The organism is Actinomycetota bacterium, from assembly GCA_040881665.1.
Lineage (GTDB): Bacteria > Actinomycetota > UBA4738 > UBA4738 > HRBIN12 > JBBDWR01.
Genome location: JBBECT010000004.1, coordinates 65,620 through 87,086, shown reverse-complemented (window position 1 = coordinate 87,086; position 21,467 = coordinate 65,620). Strand labels below are relative to the sequence as shown.

Sequence of the window (21,467 nt, the reverse complement as noted above, 5' to 3'; positions counted from 1 at the left end):
AAGGAGCCTTTCTTTCGCTTCACCTGCAGTTGGTATCGTGCCTGTCCAACGCGCGTCCGACCACCGGGGGACCCACGTGAGTCGCAGGCAGGGTAATCGACCGAGGAGCTGGCAGGTCACCGAGGGGCCCGAACGCGCCCCGGCCCGCGCGATGCTTCGCGCGGTCGGCCTGTCCGAAGACGATTTCAGCAAGCCGCAGCTGGCGGTTGCGTCGAGCTGGAACGAGGTCACGCCGTGCAACTACCACCTCGACAAGCTCGCGGCGCTCGGTAAGGAGGGCGTCCGTCAGGGTGGTGCCGTCCCGATCGAGTTCACGACCGTGGCGATCTCCGACGGCATCGCGATGGGCCACGAGGGCATGAAGGCCTCGCTCGTCTCCCGGGAGGTGATCGCCGATTCCGTCGAGATCGTGATGCACGCGGAGCGTTTCGACGGGCTGCTCGGGATCGCGGGGTGCGACAAGTCCGAGCCGGGGATGCTGATGGCGATGGCACGGCTCGATCTCCCGTCGGTGTTCCTGTACGGCGGAACGATCCTCCCCGGAACCTACGAGGATCGCGACATCACGATCCAGGACGTGTTCGAGGCCGTGGGTGCGCACGCGAAGGGGACGATGAGCGACGCGACCCTGAAGGGGATCGAACGCAACGCATGCCCCACCTACGGTTCGTGTGCCGGCATGTACACGGCGAACACGATGGCGGCCGCGGCGGAGGCTCTCGGGATGTCCCTGCCGGGGGCGGCCTCGCCACCGGCGGTCGACGCGCGCCGCGAGATCCTCGCCCGCGAGAGCGGCCTCGCGTTGACGTACGCGCTCGAGCAGGAGCTGACCCCGCGACGGATCTTGACCAAGCAGGCGTTCGAGAACGCGATCGCCGTCGTGATGGCGATCGCGGGGTCGACGAACGCCGTGCTGCACCTGATCGCGATCGCACGGGAGATCGACGTCGACCTGCAGCTGGACGACTTCGATCGGATCGCCCGGCGGGTTCCCCACCTCGTCGACGTCCGGCCGGCGGGCAAGTTCGTCATGACCGACCTCGACCGGGTCGGAGGCGTTCAGGTCGTGCTGCAGGAGCTCCTCGACGCCGATCTGATCGACGGCGACTGCCTCACCGTCACGGGGAAGTCGCTGGGGGATAACCTCGCGGACCTGGTTCCTGCGCAGCCCGACGGCGTCGTCGTGCACCCGATGTCCGACCCGATCCATCCGTGGGGCGGCATCGCGATCCTGCGCGGCTCGGTCGCGCCCGATGGCGCCGTGGTCAAGGCCGCCGGCGCGGAGGGAACCGTCTTCCGCGGACGCGCGCGCCCGTTCGATTCCGAGCAGGAGGCGTTCGATGCGCTCACCGGCGGCTCGATCGTCGCCGGCGACGTGATCGTTATCCGCTACGAGGGTCCGAAGGGCTCGCCCGGGATGCCCGAGATGCTCGCCGTGACGGCGGCCGTGGCCGGGGCCGGCCTCGGCAACGACGTCGCGCTGATCACCGACGGACGTTTCAGCGGAGCGACGAAGGGTTTCTCGGTGGGCCACATCGCCCCGGAGGCCGCCGTCGGTGGACCGATCGGCCTGATCGAGGAGGGCGACGAGATCGTGATCGACGTCGACCGGCGCACGATCGACGTGTCGGTCGACGAGACCGTGCTGGCCGACCGCCGCTCCCGGTGGACGCCACCGACGCCGCGCTACGAGCGTGGAGCACTCGCGAAGTACGCCAAGCTTGTCGGAAGTGCCGACCACGGGGCGGTGACCGGATAGATGAGCACTCCCGAGACGACGATCACGACGCCTGCGGCGCTCGCCTGTCGCGAGTGCGGCGCCCGCTACCCCGTCGCGCCGCTCACGATCTGCGAGGCGTGCTTCGGCCCGCTCGAGCCCGCCTACGATCTCGACGCGGTCGATGGCGTCGACTTCCGCAAGCAGGCCGAAGCCGGGCCCGCGAGCCTCTGGCGCTACGAGTCCCTGCTCCCCGGGGGTCCCGACGTGCCCCGGATCGACCTCGGCGCCGGATTCACGCCGCTGCGCCGCGCCGACAACCTCGCCGCGCGGCTCGGGCTCGAGCGACTGTGGATCAAGGACGACTCGGTCAATCCGAGCAACTCGTTCAAGGACCGGGTCGTGTCGGTGGCGACGACGATGGCGCGCGCGTTCGGGTTCGAGGCGATCAGCTGCGCGTCGACCGGCAACCTCGCGAACGCGACCGGCGCGCACGCGGCGAAGGCCGGGATGCCGGCGTACGTGTTCGTTCCCGAGGATCTCGAACGCGCGAAGATCCTCGCGACTGAGGCGTACGGCGCGAAGGTGATCGCGGTCAAGGGCAACTACGACGATGTGAACCGCCTCTGTTCGGAGGTCGCCGAAGCCCTCCCGTGGGCGTTCGTGAACGTGAACATGCGTCCGTATTACGCGGAGGGTTCCAAGAGCCTCGGGTTCGAGACCGCGGAGCAGCTGGGATGGCGCCTGCCCGACCACGTGGTCGTGCCGATCGCCTCGGGAGCACTCATGACGAAGATCCACCGCGCGTTCCGTGAGCTGACCGCGATCGGTGCCGTCGCCGATACGACCTACCGGATCTCCGGCGCGCAGGCGGAAGGGTGCTCCCCGGTCGCCAAGGCCTTCAAGGAGAACGCCTCCGAGGTCACCCCCGTGAAGCCGAACACGATCGCCCGCTCGCTCGCGATCGGGAACCCGGCGGACGGGTGGTACGCGATCCAGACCGCCCGCGAGACCGGTGGAGCGATCGAGTACTGCACCGAGGACGAGGTGGTCGAGGGCATCACGCTGCTCGCCGAGACCGAGGGCGTGTTCACCGAGACCGCCGGAGGAGTGACGATCGCGAACCTCAAGCGTCTGGTCGAGCAGGGCGTGATCCGCTCGGACGAGGAGACCGTCGCCTACGTCACCGGCAACGGCTACAAGACGATCGAGGCCCTCGAGGGCCACCTCGAGGCCACTTACAACGTCGCTGCCGACCTCGACGAGTTCCTCGCCGCGCTCAACGGGTAGGCGGTTCCGCCCGCGCGGATGGAAGGCCTCTTTCAGGACGTGCTCAGCCAGCACGGTCGGTTCTTACACAGCGGGCGTGCGCTCCTCCATGCCCCACGGTGAGTCGTACTCGCCCTTCAGCAGATCGAGGAAGGGTGTCGGAGCGAACGCCTCCGGGCCGAGCACGCCCGCTCCTTCCCAGCTGCCGTTGGCGAGCAGCTCGAGCGCGACGACCGGGTTGATCGCCGTTTGCCACACGACCGCTTGTGATCCGTCGCGCCCCATCGTCTCGGCGTTGTCGACCACGTGGTACAGGTAGACCTCGCGTCGCTTGCCGTCCTTGCCGGTTCCCGTCACCCAGGTCCCCGCGCACGTCTTGCCCTTCATCTTGTCGCCGAGGGTGAGTGGATCGGGCAGCGTCGCGGCCACCACGTCGCGTGGCGCGACCTCCGCGCCGCGGACGGTCACCTTCCGGGTCGAGTCGAGACCGGTCATGTGCAGCACCTGCAAGACGTTGATGAACTCGTCGCCCAGGCCGTACTTGAACGTGACGCGGTTGCTGTCGATCCATCGGGGGATCAGAACGACCTCTTCGTGTTCGACGTTGACGCACTCCACCGGTCCGATCCCCTCGGGGAACGTGAAGACCTCGGGTTCGGAGAACGGGGCGGTGGTGTACCAGCCCCGCTCTTTCTCCCAGAGCACGGGTGGGTTCAAGCACTCCTCGATCGTCGTCCAGATCGAGAACGTCGGCGCGAACGCGTACCCCTCGACCTCGAGGTTGGCGCCGTCGCGGACCCCGATCTCGTCGATCCGCGAGAACAGCTCGTCCGCCGCGTACCGCGCGAACACGTCGGACATGCCCGGTTCGACGCCGATGCCGACCAGCGCAAGCTGGCCGCGTTCCTCCCACTGATCCGCCTTGGCGAACTGCTCGTCGCCGAGCTTCACGCCGACCTTCGCGTGCGGCTGCGCGGGATCGGGTTCCGAGAGCGACATCGCCATGTCGACGTAGGTCACGCCGGCCTCGAAGGCTCCGTCGAAGATCGGCATCACGAACCGCGGGTCGGCGGCGTTCAGCACGTGGGTGATCGCGTGTTCCTTGCAGAACGCAGCGATCCCCGCTGAGTCGGATGCGTCGAGCCGTGCGGCTTCGAAGCGTTCGCCGTGCTTGTCGGCGACCGCTCGGGCCCGAGCCTCGTCGATGTCGGTCAGGACGATGCGTTCGTAGAAGTCACGACGGGCGGCGATGGCGGCGAACGCGGACCCCACGCCCCCGGTTCCGGTCACCAGGATCTTCATGGCGGCGAGTGTACCGGGGACGCGAGCGGCCCGTACGACCTGCGGGTTCGGGTTGACACCGCAGGTCACGCCGGTACACTCGGTGGGCTATGTCGACCACGAGTCCCTGCAGCAAGCAGACCCTCGTACTTATCCGCTAGGCGCGGCCGGGCCATGTGAAGGCCCGGAGGACCGCGCCAGACGCCCCTGCCGACCGGCGGGGGTTTTCTCTTCCCGGGTCCGACACCACACCACCGGACCGGGAGCGGATCGACGGAAGCGGCGGAACCCGAACGGTCGGGGGATCGCCGCAACCGACCGGCGAGCGACACACCGTCGCCGCCGGACGACGGGGATCGCAGGTGGAGGAGGTTGCGAGAGATGAAGCTGACCGGAGCGCAGGCGATGTTCAAGGCCCTCGAGCTGGAGGGCGTCGACACCGTGTTCGGTATCCCCGGCGGTGCGATCCTGCCCGCCTACGACCCGTTGATCGAGTCGAGCGTCCGTCACGTGCTGTGCCGCCACGAGCAGGGCGCGGGTCATGCCGCCGAGGGCTACGCGTGGGCCACCGGGAAGGTCGGGGTCTGCATCGCGACCTCCGGACCGGGCGGCTGCAACCTGGTGACGGCGCTGGCCGACGCGAAGATGGATTCCGTCCCGATCGTGGCGATCACCGGGCAGGTGCCGACGCCCGTCGTCGGCAACGACGCGTTCCAAGAAGCGGACATGACCGGACTCACGATGCCGGTCACCAAGCACAACTTCCTGGTCACCCACCCCGGCGAGGTCGCCGAGGTGGTACGTGAGGCGTTCCACATCGCTCGTACGGGGCGCCCCGGGCCGGTGCTGATCGACCTGCCGAAGGACGTCCAGGTCAGCGAGACGACGTGGAAGTGGCCCGAGCACGTCGATCTGCCCGGCTACCGGCCCACGACCAAGGGCAACGCGCGGCAGATCCGCGAGGCCGTGAAGCTCCTGATGAAGGCGCGCAAGCCGGTGCTGTACGTGGGCGGCGGCGTGATCAAGGCCGGCGCCACGAAGGAGCTGATGCAGCTCGCAACGGCCGCCAACGCGCCCGTCGTCACCACGCTGATGGCGCGCGGAGCGTTCCCGGACAGCCACGAGCTGTGCTTGGCGATGCCCGGCATGCACGGTAACTACACGGCCGTGATGGCGTTGCAGCAGGCCGATCTGCTCGTGGCGCTGGGTGCTCGTTTCGACGACCGCGTAACCGGCAAGGTGGCGGGGTTCGCGCCGCACGCGAAGATCGTGCACGCCGACATCGATCCCGCCGAGATCGGCAAGGTCCGCAACGCCGACGTGCCGATCGTGGGCGACGCGAAGGACGTGACCGGGCGCATGGCGCACGAGCTCGAGGCCAAGCTCGCCGAGGGCGGCGAGCTCGCCGATCGTTCGGCCTGGTTCGACACGCTGCGCGGCTGGCAGCGGGACGAGCCCCTGCGCTACGACCAGCAGCCCGACGGTCCGATCAAGCCGCAGTTCGCGATCGAGCGGCTGTACGAGGCCGCCGGCAGCGAAACGGTGGTCGTGGCCGGGGTGGGGCAGCACCAGATGTGGGCCTCGCAGTTCTGGAAGTTCGACCATCCGCGCACCTGGATCAACTCCGGGGGGCTCGGAACGATGGGATTCGCGGTGCCCGCCGCGCTGGGTGCGGCCGCCGGCGTCCCCGACAAGCGCGTCGTCGCGATCGACGGCGACGGCTGCTTCCAGATGACCTGCCAGGAGCTCGCCACCGCCCAGACCGAGAAGATCCCGTTCATCACGGCGATCATCAACAACGCGTCGCTGGGCATGGTGCGGCAGTGGCAAGAGCTGTTCTACGACGAGCGCTACTCGCAGGTGCACCTCGGCTACGACGTGCCCGACTACGTCAAGCTCGCCGAGGCGTACGGGGCCGTGGGTCTTCGGGCCGAGCGGCCTGAAGAGGTCGAGACCGTGATCGACAAGGCGCTGGCCGTGGACGACCGAGCCGTCGTGATCGACTTCCGCGTGGACGAGTCGGAGAACTGCTTCCCGATGATCCCGGCAGGAGCGTCGAACGACGAGATCATCACCGGCCCCGAGCAGCTCCAGCCCGTCGAGGATCCCGCGGAGGCACCGATCGCATGAGCAGACACACGCTGTCCGTCCTGGTGGAAGACAAACCGGGTGTGCTCACCCGGGTGGCGGGGCTGTTCGCGGCCCGCGGCTACAACATCGAATCGCTCGCCGTCGGCCCGACCGAGGAGGGTGGGCTGTCCCGGATGACGATCGTCGTCGACGTGGCGTCGAAGTCGCTCGAACAGGTCACCAAACAGCTGAACAAGCTGATCAACATCATCAAGATCCTCGAACACACCGATCGCGACTCGGTCGAGCGCGAGCTCGTCCTGGTCAAGGTGCGCGCCGAGGGTGACGCCCGGGCCCGCATCATGGAGATCGCCGACGTGTTCCGCGTGAAGATCATCGACGTCTCGCGACGCACGCTGACGATCGAGGCGACGGGCGCGCCCGACAAGGTCGAGGCGCTGCTCGAGCTGCTGTCGGACTTCGGGATCGTCGAGCTGTCGCGTACCGGACGGATCGCGCTCACCCGCGGTGACCGCGGCATCCGGGAACGGGTGCTCCGCGCGGCGCGCGTCTCAGGCGAGGACCGCTCCTCACCGGATTGGACCGGTGGAGGAGTCTGACCGCACACAGACCATCACGAGCCGGGGCTCGATAGAGGGCCCCGGAGAGGGAGAACGAGACCATGGCGACGATCTATCACGAGAAGGACACCGACCCCGCCGTCCTCTCGGACCAGAAGATCGCCGTGCTCGGATACGGCAGCCAGGGGCACGCGCACGCGTTGAACATGCAGGACTCGGGCCTCGACGTGCGCGTCGGTCTGCGTCCGGGATCTCGTTCGCGTGCCGAGGCCGAGGCCGCCGGACTTCGCGTCGTGGACACGGCCGAGGCCGTGCGCGAGGCCGAGGTCGTGATGTGCCTGTTGCCGGACACCTCCCACGGAGCCGTGTACACCTCCGACATCCAGCCCAACCTGTCCGACGGCGACATGCTGATGTTCGCGCACGGTTTCTCGATCCATTTCGGAACGGTGCAGCCACCGACGGGCGTCGACGTGACGATGATCGCCCCGAAGGGCCCCGGGCACCTGGTGCGCCGGACCTACGAAGAAGGCAACGGCACGCCCGGACTCGTGGCCGTCCACCAGGACGCCACCGGCAAGGCGAAGGCCCGCGCGCTCGCCTACGGAGCGGCGATCGGCTGCGCGCGTCCGGGGATCATCGAGACCTCGTTCAAAGAGGAGACCGAGACCGACCTGTTCGGCGAGCAGACCGTCCTGTGCGGCGGGATCTCCGAGCTGATCAAGAGCGGGTTCGACACCCTCGTCGGAGCGGGCTACCAGCCCGAGATCGCCTACTTCGAGTGCCTGCACGAGCTGAAGTTGATCATCGATCTGATCTACGAAGGTGGTCTGTCGTGGATGCGCTACTCGGTCAGCGACACGGCCGAGTGGGGCGACTACCAGAGCGGCCCGCGGATCGTGGACGACCACACGCGCGCCCAGATGCAGCAGGTGCTGACCGAGATCCAGGACGGCACCTTCGCGAAGCGTTGGATCGGCGAGGCGGACGCCGGCTTCGAGGAGTTCCTCCGACTTAGGAGCGCAGCTCGCTCCTCCCAGTTGGAGCAGGTGGGACGCGAGCTGCGGCAGATGATGCCCTGGTTGGAGTCCGACAAGAAGGTGGTTCCCGGTGACGAACGATGACGGAAACGTAGGAAACGTAGGAGACGTACCCGAGGGGACGGAGTTCGGCGTCGGCGCGGGAGGTGTCGCCGCCGGCGGCGACCACGTCCGTATCTTCGACACGACCCTGCGCGACGGGGAGCAGGCACCCGGCATCGCGCTCACGAAGGCCGAGAAGGTCGAGATCGCCGAACAGCTCGCGCGGCTGAACGTCGACATCGTCGAGGCGGGTTTCCCGGTCAGCTCCGAAGGCGAGTTCGACGCCGTCCGAGAGATCGCGCAGACCGTGAAGGGTCCCGTGATCGCTGCGCTCGCTCGCGTGACGCCCGGCGACATCGATCGCGCGGCCGAGGCGCTGAAGGGCGCCGATCGCTGGCGCATCCACACGTTCATCTCGACGAGCGACATCCAGCTGGATGCGATGCTGAAGATGTCGCACGACCAGGCGCTCGAGGCGATCCGCGAGGGGGTCAAGCGCGCCGTCGGCTACACCGACGACGTCGAGTTCAGCGCGCAGGACGCAACCCGCACGGACCTCGACTTCCTGCTCGAGTGTTTCCGGGTCGCGGTCGACGCGGGGGCGACCACCCTGAACGTGCCCGACACCGTCGGGTACGCGATGCCGCACGAGTTCGGCGAGCTCGTGCGGATCGTCCGCGAGCACGCTCCCGAGCGCGTCACGATCTCGACGCACTGCCACAACGATCTCGGCCTGGCGGTGGCGAACTCGCTGGCGGGCATGGTCAACGGGGCCCGGCAGATCGAGGTCGCGGTGAACGGGATCGGCGAGCGCGCCGGGAACTGTGCCGGCGAGGAGATCGCGATGATCGTTCGCACCCGCGGTGCTGCGCTCGGCGTCACCCACCAGCTGAACCTGAACCAGATCGTCCGTACGTCGCGGCTCGTCGCGATGACCACGGGCTACTCGGTGCAGGCGAACAAGGCCGTGGTCGGCGCCAGCGCGTTCGCCCACGAGAGCGGGATCCATCAGCACGGCGTGCTCTCGAACCGGGCGACCTACGAGATCATGGATCCCGTCGAGATCGGCCTCGAGGGCAACCAGATCGTCCTGGGCAAGCACTCCGGGCGTCACGCGTTCGCCGACGCCTTGGACAAGATGGGGATCGACGTCGACGGGGAACACCTCGACCGCGCGTTCTCGCGGTTCAAAGACCTCGCCGACCGCAAGGTGCAGATCACCGATCAGGACCTGGCGGCGATCGTCGCCGAGGAGCTCGGGGCGGCCGACAGCGATCTGTTGGTGCTCGAGTCGTTGCAGGTCGGCGGCGGCACGCATCTGGAACCGCGCGCCACCGTGCACCTGCGCAAGGGCGAGGAGGTGATCGAGGAGTCCGCGATGGGCGACGGCTTGATCGACGCCGCGATGGGCGCGATCCAACGGGCCGCCGGCGTCGAGGGCCGACTCGTGAGCTTCAACGTCTCGAGCGTGACCGGAGGAACCGACGCCCTCGGCGATGTCGTCGTGCAGATCGACGTCGACGGACGGCGGGTGTCGGGCCGGGGGGTGGCGACCGATGTCGTCGAGGCCTCGGCGCGCGCGTTCCTCGCCGCGATCAACCGAGCCCTCCGGGTGCAGTCGACTCCGCAGGTCGACCCGAGCAGCGAGGTGACGCCGTGAGTGACCGCACCTACCGGATGGGCGTGCTCCCCGGTGACGGCACCGGCCCCGAGGTCGTCCGCGAGGGCCTCAAGGTCCTCGAGGCGGTTCGCGACGGGTTCGAGGTCGGCCTGGAGGAGTTCGATCTCGGCGGCGAACGATTCCTGCGAACCGGCGAGGTGCTTCCCGACGCCGATCTCGACCGGATCCGGGACAAGGACGCCGTGTTCCTCGGCGCGGTCGGGCACACCGACGTCAAGCCGGGCATCCTCGAACGCGATCTGCTGCTGCGCCTGCGGTTCGAGCTCGATCAGTACGTGAACCTGCGCCCGATCGTGCGCTACCCCGGGGTCGAGACACTCGTGCCGTCCCACACGGAGGACGACGTCGACATGGTCGTGGTGCGCGAGAACTCCGAGGGCCTGTACTCGGGTGCCGGCGGCTTCCACCGGAAGGGAACACCGCAAGAGGTCGCGGTGCAGGAGAGCATCAACACGCGCCACGGCGTCGAACGGATCGTGCGCTACGCGTTCGAGCTCGCGATGCGTCCCGATCGACGACGCAAGCTGACCCTCGTGCACAAGACGAACGTGCTGACCTTCGCCGGTGATCTCTACCAACGCGTCGTCGACGAGCTCGCGTCAGAGTTCCCCGAGGTCGAGACCGACTACGTACACGTCGACGCCGCATGCATCTACTTCCTCGACTGGCCCGCGCGCTTCGACGTGATCGTCACCGACAACATGTTCGGCGACATCATCACCGACCTCGGAGCGATGATCCAAGGCGGGATGGGGATCGCCGCGGGAGGGAACATCAATCCGGTCGGCGTGTCGATGTTCGAGCCGATCGGTGGTACCGCTCCCGATCACATCGGGAAGGGAACGATCAACCCGCTGGCCGCGATCTGCGCGGTGCAGATGCTCCTCGGCCAGCTCGGTGAGACCGAGGCCGCCGCGAAGGTCGACCGGGGCATCCGGCATGCGACCGGCAAGATGAAGTCGATGCGGGCGGGTGAGATGGGCTACTCGACGAGCGAGGTCGGTGACCTCGTCGTCGACGGGGCTTCCGGATGAACACGAGGCAGACAGAAGGGGTTGAGTCGCTTGGGGATCGCACGGACGACACGCTGAAGGTCGAGCTGTACGACACGACGCTGCGCGACGGCGCGCAACGCTCGGACCTGTCGTACACGATCGAGGACCGCTTGCGGATCCTCCACAAGCTCGACGAGGTGGGGTTCCCCTACATCGAGGGCGGCTGGCCCGGCGCGAACCCGCGCGACACCGAGTTCTTCAAGGTCGCCACGAAGGAGCCGCTGAAGCACGCGACGCTGACCTCCTTCGGCATGACCCGCAAGGCCGGGGAGCGCGCCGAGGACTCGGCCGTACTGCGCCAGTTGCTCGACACCGGCACCGAGGTGGTGTGCCTGGTCGGGAAGTCCTGGGACGTGCACGTCACCGAGGCGCTGCGGACAGACCTCGACGAGGGCGTCCGGATGGTCGGGGACTCGATCGCCTTCCTCGCCGGGCAGGGGCGGCGGGTGTTCTTCGACGCGGAGCACTTCTTCGACGGCTACCGCGGCGATCGCGACTTCGCGCTGGCGGTGCTCGCCGCGGCCGAGGAGGCAGGCGCCGAACGCCTGGTGCTGTGCGACACGAACGGCGGGATGCTTCCCCACGAGATCGCGCGGATCGTCGGCGAGGTGAAGCAGCAGGCGTCCGTCGAGCTGGGGATCCACGTCCACGACGACGCGGGCTGCGCGGTCGCCAACTCCCTGGTCGCGGTCGAACACGGCGTGTTCCAGGTGCAGGGCACCGTCAACGGATACGGCGAGCGTGTCGGCAACGCCGATATCGTGCCGATCAGCGCGAACCTCGTCCTCAAGCTGGGTGCCGAGTGTCTTCCGGACGGCGCGGTCGAGCGCCTCACCGAGCTCTCGCACTACGTCGCCGAGGTCGCGAACGTGATGCCGCAGTCGCACGCGCCCTACGTCGGGCGGTACGCGTTCACCCACAAGGCCGGCTTGCACACCAGCGGGATCGCTCGCTTCGCCGAGGCCTACGAGCATGTCCGTCCCGAGCTCGTCGGCAACCATCGCGGCGTCGTGGCCAGCGACCTCGGTGGTGGCTCCACGCTCAAGATGAAGGCGGGCGAGTACGGGGTCGAGCTGCACGACGACGCGGTGCGCACGCTCGTAGGCCGTCTCAAGGAGCTGGAGTCGAGGGGCTACACCTTCGATCTCGCCGATGCGTCGCTGGAGCTGCTGATGCGCACGGCCGAGGGATGGACACAGGCCTACTTCGAGATCGAGAGCTACAAGGCCGAGGTCGAAGAGCGCGGCAACGCTGGAGCGATCGCGGAGGCGACGGTGAAGGCCGTCGTCGACGGGGAGCGGCACATCGAGACGGCCGAAGGTGCCGGCCCCGTCGGCGCACTCGACAACGCCCTGCGCAAGGCGCTAGCGAACGCCTATCCCGAGCTCGACCACATGACGCTGGAGGACTACCGCGTCCGCGTGCTCGACGAGACGATCGGCACGGGCGCCGTCGTGCGCGTCCTGATCGACATGAGCAACGGCGAGCACGAGTGGACCACGGTCGGGGTCAGCGACAACATCATCGAGGCGTCGTGGGAGGCCCTGGTCGAGGGCTACACGTTCGGTCTGCTCCATCCCCGCGAACACGCCGACGGCTGAGGCTCGGCCTCCTTCGAGCCCTTGACCTGCTGATTTCGGCCGCCGACACTCACCGTGCATGGTTGATTGGGGCTCGTTCAAGGCGGCGCGGCCCGATCTCGCCGATGCGGGTGCGGCATTGCTGTACCAATACGGCGTCGGGCTGGCGTTCCTCGCGACCGTACGGGCCGATGGCGGCCCGCGCGTCCATCCGATGTGTCCCGTGATCCACGATGAGGGGCTCTTCGCGCTGATCGTCCCCTCGCCGAAGCGTTCAGACCTGCTTCGCAATCGGCTGTTCTCGATGCATTCCTTCCCTGCGGAGAAGGACGAGGACGCCTTCTACGTCTCCGGCGAGGCTCTGGCCGTCGACGATCAGACCGTGCGGGAGGGGGTCGTTGCGACCTACGTTCGGGAGCGCCCCGATCTCGAGCTTTCTCCCGTGGACCTCGAACCTCAGATGCTGTTCGCGTTCGACATCCGTAGGTGTCTGCTCACACAGACGCGAGGTCATGGGGATCCGGAGCCGAGACACACGGTGTGGCACGCAGACGCGTCGCCTTGAGTTGCGTGCCGGCGATCAGGCGTGTCCGCGAGCGGGGCGCTCGAGCGCAAGCGTCGTCGCTCAGTCGGGGATCCGGGCCCCGTTCGAGATCGCACGGACGATGCGGTCCTCGATCGCGACCGCGGTCGACTTCGACATGCCGCGCGACAGGATCGAGAACGTGGCCCAGCGATCCTCCTGCTCGAGCCAGACCCACCCCGACAATGCTGAGATGCCCGACAGGGTGCCGGTCTTGGCCCGCACCCCGACGCCCCGCAGCCGGCCGCGCAAGGTCCCCTGACCCGCCGAAGGCAAGCTCGTACGGAGCGGCTCGTACCAGCTCGCGTCTTCGGCCGCGAGCAGGAGCCGGACGATCCCGCCGGGCGCGATCCGGTTCGCCGAGGACAGCCCCGAGGAGTCGTACGCACGCGCCCGCACCTCCAGACCCTTCGTGAAGGCTTCGATCGATCGTGCCCCCTTCGCGATCGTTCCCGGTGCGCCCGCTCGCGCCGCACCGAGCGCCTTGCCGAGCACCTCGGCGAAGAAGTTCTTCGAGTGCACGTTCTGACGGCGCAACAGGTCCTCGAGCGGGGCCGACCCCACCTGAGCGACCGTGTCGAGCGATCGCTTCGGGCGCCCGTCCCCGGGGCGGCCTCCGATCCGCACCCCCATGCGGCGGAGCTGCTCGTGCAGCGAGGCCGCCGCGCGCCGCTCGGGGTCGCGGATGTGCCGCCCCCCGGCCCGATTGCCCTGCCACGTCAGCGCCGTCGGCAGGGGGATGTAGAGGTCGCGGTAGGAACGCTTCCATCCTCGCGCCCACCAGTCGCGAGCGAAGCCGCCCCGGTTGCCGAGGACGCGCCCGCGGACCCGCCGCAGGCCCGCGTCGACCAGGCGGGTCGCGAGCGAGCGGATCTTGCCCGGGCCGACCTCCGGGTCGCCGGCCCCCGTGATCCACAGGTCGCCGGAGACCCCGTTGCGCCATCGCGTGACGCCGGCTTTCGTCGCGAAGCGCGCGTCCGGTCCCAGCCGGTCGAGCAGCGCCATCGACAGCAGGAGCTTCTCGTTCGAGGCGGGGGCTCGCCGGGTGGCATCGGCGCGCCGGTAGAGGAACGTGTGCGCCGCCGGATCGCCGCCCACCGCTCCGGCGCCGACCGACACCCCGATCGAGCGCTTCCGCACGAGGCGATCGATCTTGCGCATCCATCGTGCCTTCACGACCTTGACGTCCTTGATCGCGCTGACGCCCGTCTCGTTGTCGGCGTCCTGCCGGGGCCAGCGGGATCGGAGCCGCACCGTTCCGAGGTCGCTCCAGTGCATGCAGGTTCGGACGAGGGCCTGTGAACCCGGTCCGAGCGGGATCCGCGCGATCGTTCTCCATCCCTCCCGGGTGGCCCGCTGCAGTTGGACGTCCTGGCCCGTGCGGTCCGGACCGACGGTGATCGTCGCGTCGAGGCAGGAACCGGCCGGCAGCTTCCGCGTGCTGAGTGCGAGCGTGACCGTCGCCGGATCCGGTACGCCGGCCGATGCCGCGGACGCGAGGGACGACGCCACACAGAAGGCGACGAGCGCGAGCGCGACGAGCCCGCGGGCACGGTGCGGGCGGCGAGGAGGTTGCCGGGTGAGGGATCGAGGAGGAGCGTTCAGTGGGTCACCGATCTGAACGGGTCGGGCCAGGCTACCGCGGTTGGACCGGGAGTCGGAACTCGACGGTGGTCCCGCGGCCGGGAGACGAACGAAGCTGCCACGTGCCGCCCGCCAGCTCGGCGCGCTCGCGCATCGAGGACAGTCCGAGGTGGCCCTCTCCTGCGAGGCCGGGCCCCTCCTCGAAGCCGTCGCCGTCGTCGATAACCCGCACGACGATCGCCTCCTCGCTGCCGTTGATCCGTACCGTGATCCGCGTCGGGTTCGCGTGGCGCCGCGCGTTCGTCAGTGCCTCCTGGGCGATCCGGTAGGCGACGCCGCGGGTCTGGGCGGAGGGTTCGGACTCCAGATCGCCGTCGACGAGGTGCTCGATCCCGGATTCGAGCTCGGCGCGACGGCAGTACTGCGTGAGGGCCGCGCTGAGTCCGGCATCGTCGAGCAGCTTGGGCCGAAGTTCGAACAGGAGGTGGCGCAAGCCTTCGATCGCACGACCGACGGTACGTTCCAGCCGGTCGAGGTCCTCGAGCGCCGTCGGGTCCTCGACGTGGCGGCGGAAGGTCTGGAGTCGCAGGCTGACGGCGGTGAGCTTCTGGATCTGGTCGTCGTGGACGTCGGAGGCGATCCGGCGTCGTTCCTCTTCCTGCGCTTCGACGACGCGGGCGAGCAGCTTGCGGCGCTCGGCCTGTGCCCCCTTCGCGGCGCTGATGTCGGTGACGGTTCCCTGCCAGACGAGCGGTTCTCCGTCCTTGCCACGGAGCATGACCGAGTCATCGAGCACCCAGCGCTCGGCCCCGTCCGCCGTCCGGATGCGGTACTCGACGTGCCACGGGACGCCTTCGTCGATCGAGCGGTCCGCGAGCCCGTCGAGCCGGGTCCGATCGTCCGGATGCACGATGCGATCCCAGTAGACCCTCGGGTTGAGCCATTCCTCGGGGGTGTATCCGAACAGCGCCGTCACCTGCGGACTCATGTACGAAACGCCTTGCGCTTCGCCGTCGGGGCCGTCCAGGTACTCCGTGTAGACGACCGAGGGGATCTGTTCGACGAGCGCCCGGTACCGAGCTTCGGCCTCGCGGCCCTCCGACCGGGCGCGGTCGCGCTCGATCGCCGCGCCGAGGATCCCCGCCGCCGCCCGCAGGGCTTCGAGCTCACCGTCCGCCCAGGGCCGTTCCTCCACGACGTCGTCGTAGGCCATGTATCCCCACCACGACCCGCCGACGTGGATCGGCACGACCGCGATCGACACGATCCCCCACCCCGTCATCGCACGCTTGGACGCCTCGCTCGCCTCGTCGGAGTGGTGGGCGAACACCGTCTCTCCGGCCTCGATCCGCGCGAACCAGCGCTTCCACTCGCTCCGGGGGTAGGGACGATCCTGCAGATCGGGATCCCCGAACGTCGCTCGGACGCCGGGCGCGCACCATTCCCACCGCATGCTGTGCAGGAGCGTGCCGTCGCGAGCCCGGTGGTTCTCGAAGATGTACACGCGGCCCACGCCCGTGGCTTCTCCGATGTCCGCGAGGACCTCCTGGACCGGTTCGGCCCAGTCCTCGGCGCGCAGGAACCGCTCCGCCGTGCGTGCAACAGCCTCGAGGAGCCGCTCGCCGGGGGAGGCCGTGTCGCCGGGAGCCGCAGCAGCAGCGGCGGGCGTGGCAGGCAGGATCGGGCTCGTTCCCCTGGGCACGGCAGGGCCGGCGCCGTTCGGTCTGCTGGCGGAGATCACGAGAGTTTCCTTCTTTCCCTCGGGCATCGACGAAGAGGATCCCCAAACCGTTCCGGTACCCCGGATATCGGCGGCACGCGGCTCGACCTGAGGGAACGGACGGAGCGGGAGCCAGGCAGGGCAGGTGGGCCGGCGCAGCGACTAGGACTTTGGTCGGGGTTCACGGACTAGTCCATCATCGCTATCCTCGGTGCTTCCATCTGGTGTGGCAGTCGACCCCGGAGTCAGGAGGGATCACCCCGTGGGCCGAAACGAGTTCCTCCCACGCCGGACCGCGGCCCGAACGATCCTGGGAGCTGGTCTGGCGCTCGCTATGGCACTGGTCGTGCTCGGTCCGGCAACCGGGGCGACGGCAAGGGTCTCCAAACGTTCGTTCAAGCTGAAGCCGGGCGTCTTTCTCTCGACGAAGACCTATTCGTCGGGGCCCGTCCGCATGCGGATCCTCACGGTCATCGACCCGCAGCGTCAGAACGCGATGCTCGATGTGGGTGCGGCCAGCAACGTGTTCGGCGGCTACCGCAAGACGAGCGACATCGGCACGTCCTACGGGGCGCTCGCCGCGGTCAACGGCGACTTCGCCAAGGACGGCTATCCCGTCCACGTGAGCGCCGAGGACGGTGATCTTCGGACCGCCGGACGGCAGGCCGGGGTCGCCTTCTCGATGCAGCAGGACGAGCTGCGCGGGTTCGCGAAGCGACCCGGCGCGAAGGCGATCGTGCAGCCCCTCACCGGCGACGGCGTCAACTTCATCGTCGATCGATGGAACTCCGGCGACGGCAAAGGCGGGCACGTCGCGGGCTGGACGCCCGTGGGCGGTCAGAAGCAACATCCGGGTAAGAGGCTGTGTTCCGTGCGGTTGGTGCCCGTGGACGGCTCCGAGGGACGTCGACGGGTCACGACCGAGGGTGTCGTGCGCACGATGCGCGTCGCCGAGACGTGGAACGACCCCTGCCCGGACGGCAACCCGACGAATTTCGCCGGCGACGGAGCTGTCGTGGTCGGGACCAAGCGCGGATCGACGAAGGCGAACAACTTCATCAAGCCGCTCGAGGTCGGCGACACGGCCGACGTGCGTTGGACCGTGGGCTTCCCGAAGGTCACCGACGTGATCGGCGGCGCCCCGCAGCTGCTGACCGATCCGGACGGCGACGGCAAGCCGCGGAACGTCGCTCCGAAGGGCGGATGCGCCCTCGCGTACTTCTGCGCCAAGAACCCACGCACCGGCGTCGGCATCAATCGCGGCTGCACGACCGAGCGCACGACCGACACCTGCAAGACCTTCATCGTGGTCGTCGACGGACGACGTCGGGGGTGGTCGGTGGGCGTCAACCTCGAGCGGTTCGCGAACGAGTTCCGCAAGCTCGGCGCCACCTGGGCGATCAACCTCGACGGCGGGGGCGGGGCGACGATGTGGGTCCGCCCTCGGGGTCCGTACTGTGAGGTCCCCCGCTCGACCGGTTGCCTGGTCAACCGGCCGACCGACGCGCCCGAGCGGTGGGCGGTGTCGGCCCTGATGGTGCTGCCGCACGCGGATCCCCAGGAACCGGCACGGACGACCGCTTCCACGAGCTCGGCAACCCTCCTGCCGCCGGACATGGCCGGCGTGCTCGAGCAGCAGGCCCTGACCGACCCCGGTTCCACGGGCGGCTACTACGACGCGCTCGCCCGTGGCGTCTTCGGTCCGGTGCCGGCGGGCGTGACGACGACGACCGAGTTCCAGGACGCCCTTGCCACGTACCGAGCCGCGACCGGGACGGAGCCGGGCGCCTGATCGGCGCCCCGAGGCCCTCGTGACCCGCGCCCATCGGGTCGCCGGCGCCTCCGCAACCTTCGTTGCGCTCGTGGTGGCCGGCATCCTTCTGTGGCCCACCTCGCGCGTGCAGAGTTCCGCGGCAGGGCCGGACCCGACCTCCGTCCCGACGACCGTTGCGTCGGCCCCGGGGGCTTCTGCGTCCGGGAGCCCGACGTCGGAGGACTCCCCGGCCCCCGAGCCGGCCGGAACGACGGCGACGGTCGTTGCCGCCGGCGACGTGGCGTGCGACACGGAGGATCCGTTCCTTCGCGATGGTCGGGGCACGGCCGGCCATTGCGCCCAGCACCGCACCGCCAAGCTCGTCGAGGAACTGAACCCCGACGCGGTCCTCGGTCTCGGAGACCTGCAGAACGACGACGGGACGCTCGCGAAGTTCCGGGAGGTCTACGACGACAGCTGGGGACGGTTCAAGGACATCACCTACCCGGCGATCGGGAACCACGAGTACTGGTCCGGGTCGCCGGACGGATACTTCGACTACTGGAAGCAGCGAGCCGGCGCCCGCGACAAGGGCTGGTACATGGTCCGCGTCGGTGAGTGGGAGATCTACGCGCTGAACGCGAACTGCGCGTATCCGTTCTTCCGCTCGCCGTCGTGCGAACCGGGGAGCGAGCAGTGGACGTGGCTCCGCGATCGCCTTCGGACCAGCGAGGCGACGTGCCAGCTCGCGATGTGGCACGAGCCCCGGTTCAGCTCCGGTCCGCACGGTCCCTACGGCCGGCTCGAACCGTTGTGGCGGTTGCTCGTCGACGCCCGGGTCGAGTTGGTCTTGAGCGCACACGACGAAACCTACGAACGGTTCGCTCCGCTCGGCGTCGGCGGGCGGCGAGATCCCGAGGGGGTCCGTCAGTTCGTCGTGGGGACGGGAGGGGACCAGCTCTACGAGTTCGATCGCGCCCAGCCCGGCAGTCAGGTGCGGGGAGAGGGCAGCTTCGGGGTGCTCGAACTCACCCTCGAACCGGACGCGTACGGGTGGCGCTTCCGTGGCATCGGGCCCGAGCGGGTCCGTGACGCGGGTTCGGCCGGCTGTCTCGCCTGACGCCGCTCACGCCGAGGTTTCGTGCCCCGGGAGCAGCACCCGGAAGCTCGCCCCGCCGCCCTCGCGGTCTTCCACCCACGCCCGGCCGCCGTGGAGCTCGGCGAAGCGATCCACGAGCGACAGGCCGATCCCCGTTCCCTCCGGTGACGCCTGGCTACCGGCACCACGCCGGAACGCTCGGAAGATCTCGTCCTTCTCTGCGTCGGGCACGCCGAGTCCCCGGTCCTCGACCGCGAGCGTGAGGGCGTCGCCCTCGACGGTCGCCTCGATCCGGATCGGCGTGTTCGCGGGCGCGTAGCGCAGGGCATTGCGGAGCAGGTTGTCGACGATGCGCTCGACCTTCGTGCGGTCGAGCGATACCGGTTCGACGGAGGCCTCGATCTCGACAGCGCGACCCTTCGCGGCGTCGCACTCGGCCACGACCCGTTCGATCAACGCGGCGGTCTCCAGGGGGGCGCGTCTCGGCTCGAGCGCCCCGCGATCGAGCCGATCGAGGTCGAGGAGATCGCTCAGCAGCTCGTTCATCCGCTCGGACCGGGAGATCAGGGTGCCGATCAGCTCCCCGCGATCTGACTCGGCGAGCTTGTCGCCGAGGTCGCGGAGCGTGCTCGCCGCCGCGTGGATCGCGGTGAGCGGGTTCTTCAGGTCGTGAGAAACGGTGTGCAGCAGGGTGTTCTTGAGCACGTCGAGCGCTTCGAGCCGCTGGTTCGCGGCGCGCTCGCGTTCGAGGGCCTCGCGCACGCGCTCCTCCGCCGCCTTGCGATCGGTGATGTCGAACATCAGCCCCTGCATGTGGAGCGGCTCCCCTTCCGGTCCACGCACGACGTCGGCCTCGTCGAGGATCCATCGCCAGCGATCGTCGTTGGCGCGGAGCCGGTACTCGGCCTTGAAGGGCTCGCCCGTCAGGTGGGACCGTTCCTCCGCCTCGTTGATCCTCTCGAGGTCGTGGGGATGGCAGAAGGTCGCGAACGGATGGGGGTGGAGCAGCCACTCCTCCGGGGTGAAGCCGAGGATCCGTTCGATCTGGGGGCTGACGTAGAGCCACCTTCCGTTCGTCGTGAACTCCGAGCGGTACACGATCGAGGGGATCTGCTCGATCAGCGTGCGGTACCGCGCCTCGGCCTCGCGCAGGTGCTCCTCGGCCAGCTTCTGCTCGGTGATGTCGAGCATGATGCCCTTCCACGTCTCGAGTCCGGTCTCCGGATCGGTCGCGCGCACGGCATCGTCGTGGAACCAGAGCACACCGCCATCGCGCGCGACCATGCGGTAGGTGCTCGAGAACGCGTCGCCCGTGTCGTTCGAGCGTTCCTCCTCAACCAGGAGGTCGGGGAGATCGTCGGGATGCGCGACCTTCTGCCACAGAGTGGGATCGTTCTGCCATTCCGCTGCGGTGTACCCGAGCTTGTCCACGGTCTGTGGCGAGATGTAGACGTCACGGAAGCCGGTGGGACTGTTCTCGTCGGGCACCTCGCTGTAGACGATCGCCGGGAGCTGTTCGACGAGCGCTCGATACCGTGCCTCGGCTTCGCGAAGCACGCGGAAGCGGTCGGATCCAACCAGGGTCGAGGCCTCGGTCGCGCGGACGAGGATCGTCGGTTCGTCGGTGGTGCGGAGCATCTCGGCGGCGACGCGCAGCGTCGAGACCTCGCCGTTCGGGTGGACGACATGGGCGAGCAGATCCTCGACCCAGGTGCGCTCGGAGAGGATCGCCCGCGCCGCTCCCTGGCCGCCCAGGTCCGCCCAGAGGCCGAGCTCGAAGGATGACGATCCCACCACGCCGTCGCGGTCGAGTCCGAGCAGGCGCAGGAACGCGTCGTTCGCCTCCAGGAACACCCCATCTCGGTGGCGGACGACCGCGAGGCCCTCCGCGGTTCCGTGGAACAGGTGCGAGAACAGGACCGCCGCCTCGGTCCCCGCGTGCCGGGGTGTGGGAGCGGCGCCGGATGCCTCGCCGGCCGGATCGATCGCCATGACCTCTGAGGCATCGGCCGGGTGCCCGGGACGCTTGATGTCCGTGGAAAGTGCCTCCAGGCCGGGCGGGGTGCGAGGGTGGTCTCTCCGTGCCCCGCGCGTCGCGTAGGTGCGCAGGTATGGGCTAGTTGCGCCGGGATCGACGACGGAGGACCCGGAGCGGAACCGGGATCACCGCGGTCCCGAGGAGCGCGAGCACGAGCCCCGGCAGGACCCGGCGATCGTAGCCGTCGTCGTCATCGTCCTCGTCGTCGCAGTGCGGGTTGCCCGAGTGGTTCCCGTCCCCGTTGCCGGGGCAGTCGTCATCGTCGTCGCAGTGCGGGTTGCCCGAGTGGTTCCCGTCCCCGTTGCCGGGGCAGTCGTCATCGTCGTCGCAGTGCGGGTTGCCCGAGTGGTTCCCGTCCCCGTTGCCGGGGCAGT

The 21,467-nt window shown here is 69.0% G+C and carries 15 protein-coding genes and 1 pseudogene; 11 read left to right on the top strand and 5 right to left on the bottom strand.

Annotation, left to right across the window (positions count from 1 at the left end; all coding sequences use genetic code 11):
- Window positions 1–76 precede the first annotated feature (76 nt).
- Both ilvD and thrC read left to right on the top strand, forming a co-directional pair.
- Entirely contained in the window at window positions 77–1,759 is a 1,683-nt protein-coding gene (gene ilvD, locus WEF05_01455; GenBank protein MEX1100565.1) for a dihydroxy-acid dehydratase, read from the top strand.
- Entirely contained in the window at window positions 1,760–3,007 is a 1,248-nt protein-coding gene (thrC, locus tag WEF05_01450; protein ID MEX1100564.1) for a threonine synthase, read from the top strand.
- 63 nt (window positions 3,008–3,070) lie between these two features.
- On the opposite strand, the gene WEF05_01445 is transcribed toward thrC, so the two are convergent.
- Window positions 3,071–4,288 (bottom strand): saccharopine dehydrogenase C-terminal domain-containing protein, encoded by a 1,218-nt coding sequence (locus tag WEF05_01445; GenBank protein MEX1100563.1) that lies wholly within the window; start codon window positions 4,286–4,288, stop codon window positions 3,071–3,073.
- 345 nt (window positions 4,289–4,633) lie between these two features.
- Here WEF05_01445 and WEF05_01440 point away from each other — a divergent pair.
- From WEF05_01440 to WEF05_01410, 7 genes and pseudogenes are all read left to right on the top strand, one after another.
- A pseudogene (locus tag WEF05_01440) lies at window positions 4,634–6,397 on the top strand (acetolactate synthase large subunit).
- A complete protein-coding gene (ilvN, locus tag WEF05_01435) occupies window positions 6,394–6,957 on the top strand; it encodes an acetolactate synthase small subunit (GenBank protein MEX1100562.1) in 564 nt (187 codons plus the stop codon). The pseudogene WEF05_01440 and the gene ilvN overlap by 4 nt, the downstream one beginning before the upstream one ends.
- 62 nt (window positions 6,958–7,019) lie before the next feature.
- Complete coding sequence (gene ilvC, locus WEF05_01430) at window positions 7,020–8,042, top strand: ketol-acid reductoisomerase (GenBank protein ID MEX1100561.1); 1,023 nt, start codon at window positions 7,020–7,022, stop codon at window positions 8,040–8,042.
- Window positions 8,029–9,660, top strand: coding sequence for a 2-isopropylmalate synthase (locus tag WEF05_01425; GenBank protein ID MEX1100560.1), 1,632 nt, complete (start codon window positions 8,029–8,031; stop codon window positions 9,658–9,660). The genes ilvC and WEF05_01425 overlap by 14 nt, the downstream gene beginning before the upstream one ends.
- A 17-nt stretch (window positions 9,661–9,677) precedes the next feature.
- Entirely contained in the window at window positions 9,678–10,715 is a 1,038-nt protein-coding gene (locus tag WEF05_01420; protein MEX1100559.1) for a 3-isopropylmalate dehydrogenase, read from the top strand.
- Window positions 10,712–12,337, top strand: coding sequence for a citramalate synthase (gene cimA / locus WEF05_01415; GenBank protein ID MEX1100558.1), 1,626 nt, complete (start codon window positions 10,712–10,714; stop codon window positions 12,335–12,337). Before WEF05_01420 ends, cimA begins: the two co-directional genes overlap by 4 nt.
- Window positions 12,338–12,395: 58 nt before the next feature.
- The gene (locus tag WEF05_01410) at window positions 12,396–12,881 is read left to right on the top strand and encodes a pyridoxamine 5'-phosphate oxidase (GenBank protein ID MEX1100557.1); all 486 of its coding nucleotides are present in this window, start codon (window positions 12,396–12,398) and stop codon (window positions 12,879–12,881) included.
- Window positions 12,882–12,941: 60 nt separating this feature from the next.
- Here WEF05_01410 and WEF05_01405 read toward each other — a convergent pair whose 3' ends face one another.
- Both WEF05_01405 and WEF05_01400 read right to left on the bottom strand, forming a co-directional pair.
- Complete coding sequence (locus WEF05_01405; protein MEX1100556.1) at window positions 12,942–14,411, bottom strand: D-alanyl-D-alanine carboxypeptidase; 1,470 nt, start codon at window positions 14,409–14,411, stop codon at window positions 12,942–12,944.
- A gap of 124 nt (window positions 14,412–14,535) precedes the next feature.
- The gene (locus WEF05_01400; GenBank protein MEX1100555.1) at window positions 14,536–16,251 is read right to left on the bottom strand and encodes a PAS domain-containing protein; all 1,716 of its coding nucleotides are present in this window, start codon (window positions 16,249–16,251) and stop codon (window positions 14,536–14,538) included.
- Window positions 16,252–16,465: 214 nt separating this feature from the next.
- Between WEF05_01400 and WEF05_01395 the strand changes: the two genes are divergently transcribed.
- Both WEF05_01395 and WEF05_01390 read left to right on the top strand, forming a co-directional pair.
- Entirely contained in the window at window positions 16,466–17,995 is a 1,530-nt protein-coding gene (locus WEF05_01395; GenBank protein ID MEX1100554.1) for a phosphodiester glycosidase family protein, read from the top strand.
- Between the two features lie 19 nt (window positions 17,996–18,014).
- On the top strand, window positions 18,015–19,076 hold the full coding sequence (locus WEF05_01390) for a metallophosphoesterase (protein ID MEX1100553.1): 1,062 nt from the start codon (window positions 18,015–18,017) through the stop codon (window positions 19,074–19,076).
- 6 nt (window positions 19,077–19,082) lie between these two features.
- On the opposite strand, the gene WEF05_01385 is transcribed toward WEF05_01390, so the two are convergent.
- Both WEF05_01385 and WEF05_01380 read right to left on the bottom strand, forming a co-directional pair.
- Window positions 19,083–21,047 (bottom strand): PAS domain-containing protein, encoded by a 1,965-nt coding sequence (locus tag WEF05_01385; protein MEX1100552.1) that lies wholly within the window; start codon window positions 21,045–21,047, stop codon window positions 19,083–19,085.
- 124 nt (window positions 21,048–21,171) lie between these two features.
- On the bottom strand, window positions 21,172–21,467 hold a 296-nt coding region (locus tag WEF05_01380), incomplete at its 5' end, for a hypothetical protein (protein MEX1100551.1).

What these genes read in the sequence shown, in the direction of transcription:
- thrC (MEX1100564.1), top strand. Translation starts at nt 1,760, where the DNA reads ATGAGCACTCCCGAGACGACGATCACGACGCCTGCGGCGCTCGCCTGT.
- WEF05_01445 (MEX1100563.1), bottom strand. Translation starts at nt 4,288, where the DNA reads ATGAAGATCCTGGTGACCGGAACCGGGGGCGTGGGGTCCGCGTTCGCC.
- ilvN (MEX1100562.1), top strand. Translation starts at nt 6,394, where the DNA reads ATGAGCAGACACACGCTGTCCGTCCTGGTGGAAGACAAACCGGGTGTG.
- ilvC (MEX1100561.1), top strand. Translation starts at nt 7,020, where the DNA reads ATGGCGACGATCTATCACGAGAAGGACACCGACCCCGCCGTCCTCTCG.
- WEF05_01420 (MEX1100559.1), top strand. Translation starts at nt 9,678, where the DNA reads ATGGGCGTGCTCCCCGGTGACGGCACCGGCCCCGAGGTCGTCCGCGAG.
- cimA (MEX1100558.1), top strand. Translation starts at nt 10,712, where the DNA reads ATGAACACGAGGCAGACAGAAGGGGTTGAGTCGCTTGGGGATCGCACG.
- WEF05_01410 (MEX1100557.1), top strand. Translation starts at nt 12,396, where the DNA reads ATGGTTGATTGGGGCTCGTTCAAGGCGGCGCGGCCCGATCTCGCCGAT.
- WEF05_01400 (MEX1100555.1), bottom strand. Translation starts at nt 16,251, where the DNA reads ATGCCCGAGGGAAAGAAGGAAACTCTCGTGATCTCCGCCAGCAGACCG.
- WEF05_01385 (MEX1100552.1), bottom strand. Translation starts at nt 21,047, where the DNA reads ATGGCGATCGATCCGGCCGGCGAGGCATCCGGCGCCGCTCCCACACCC.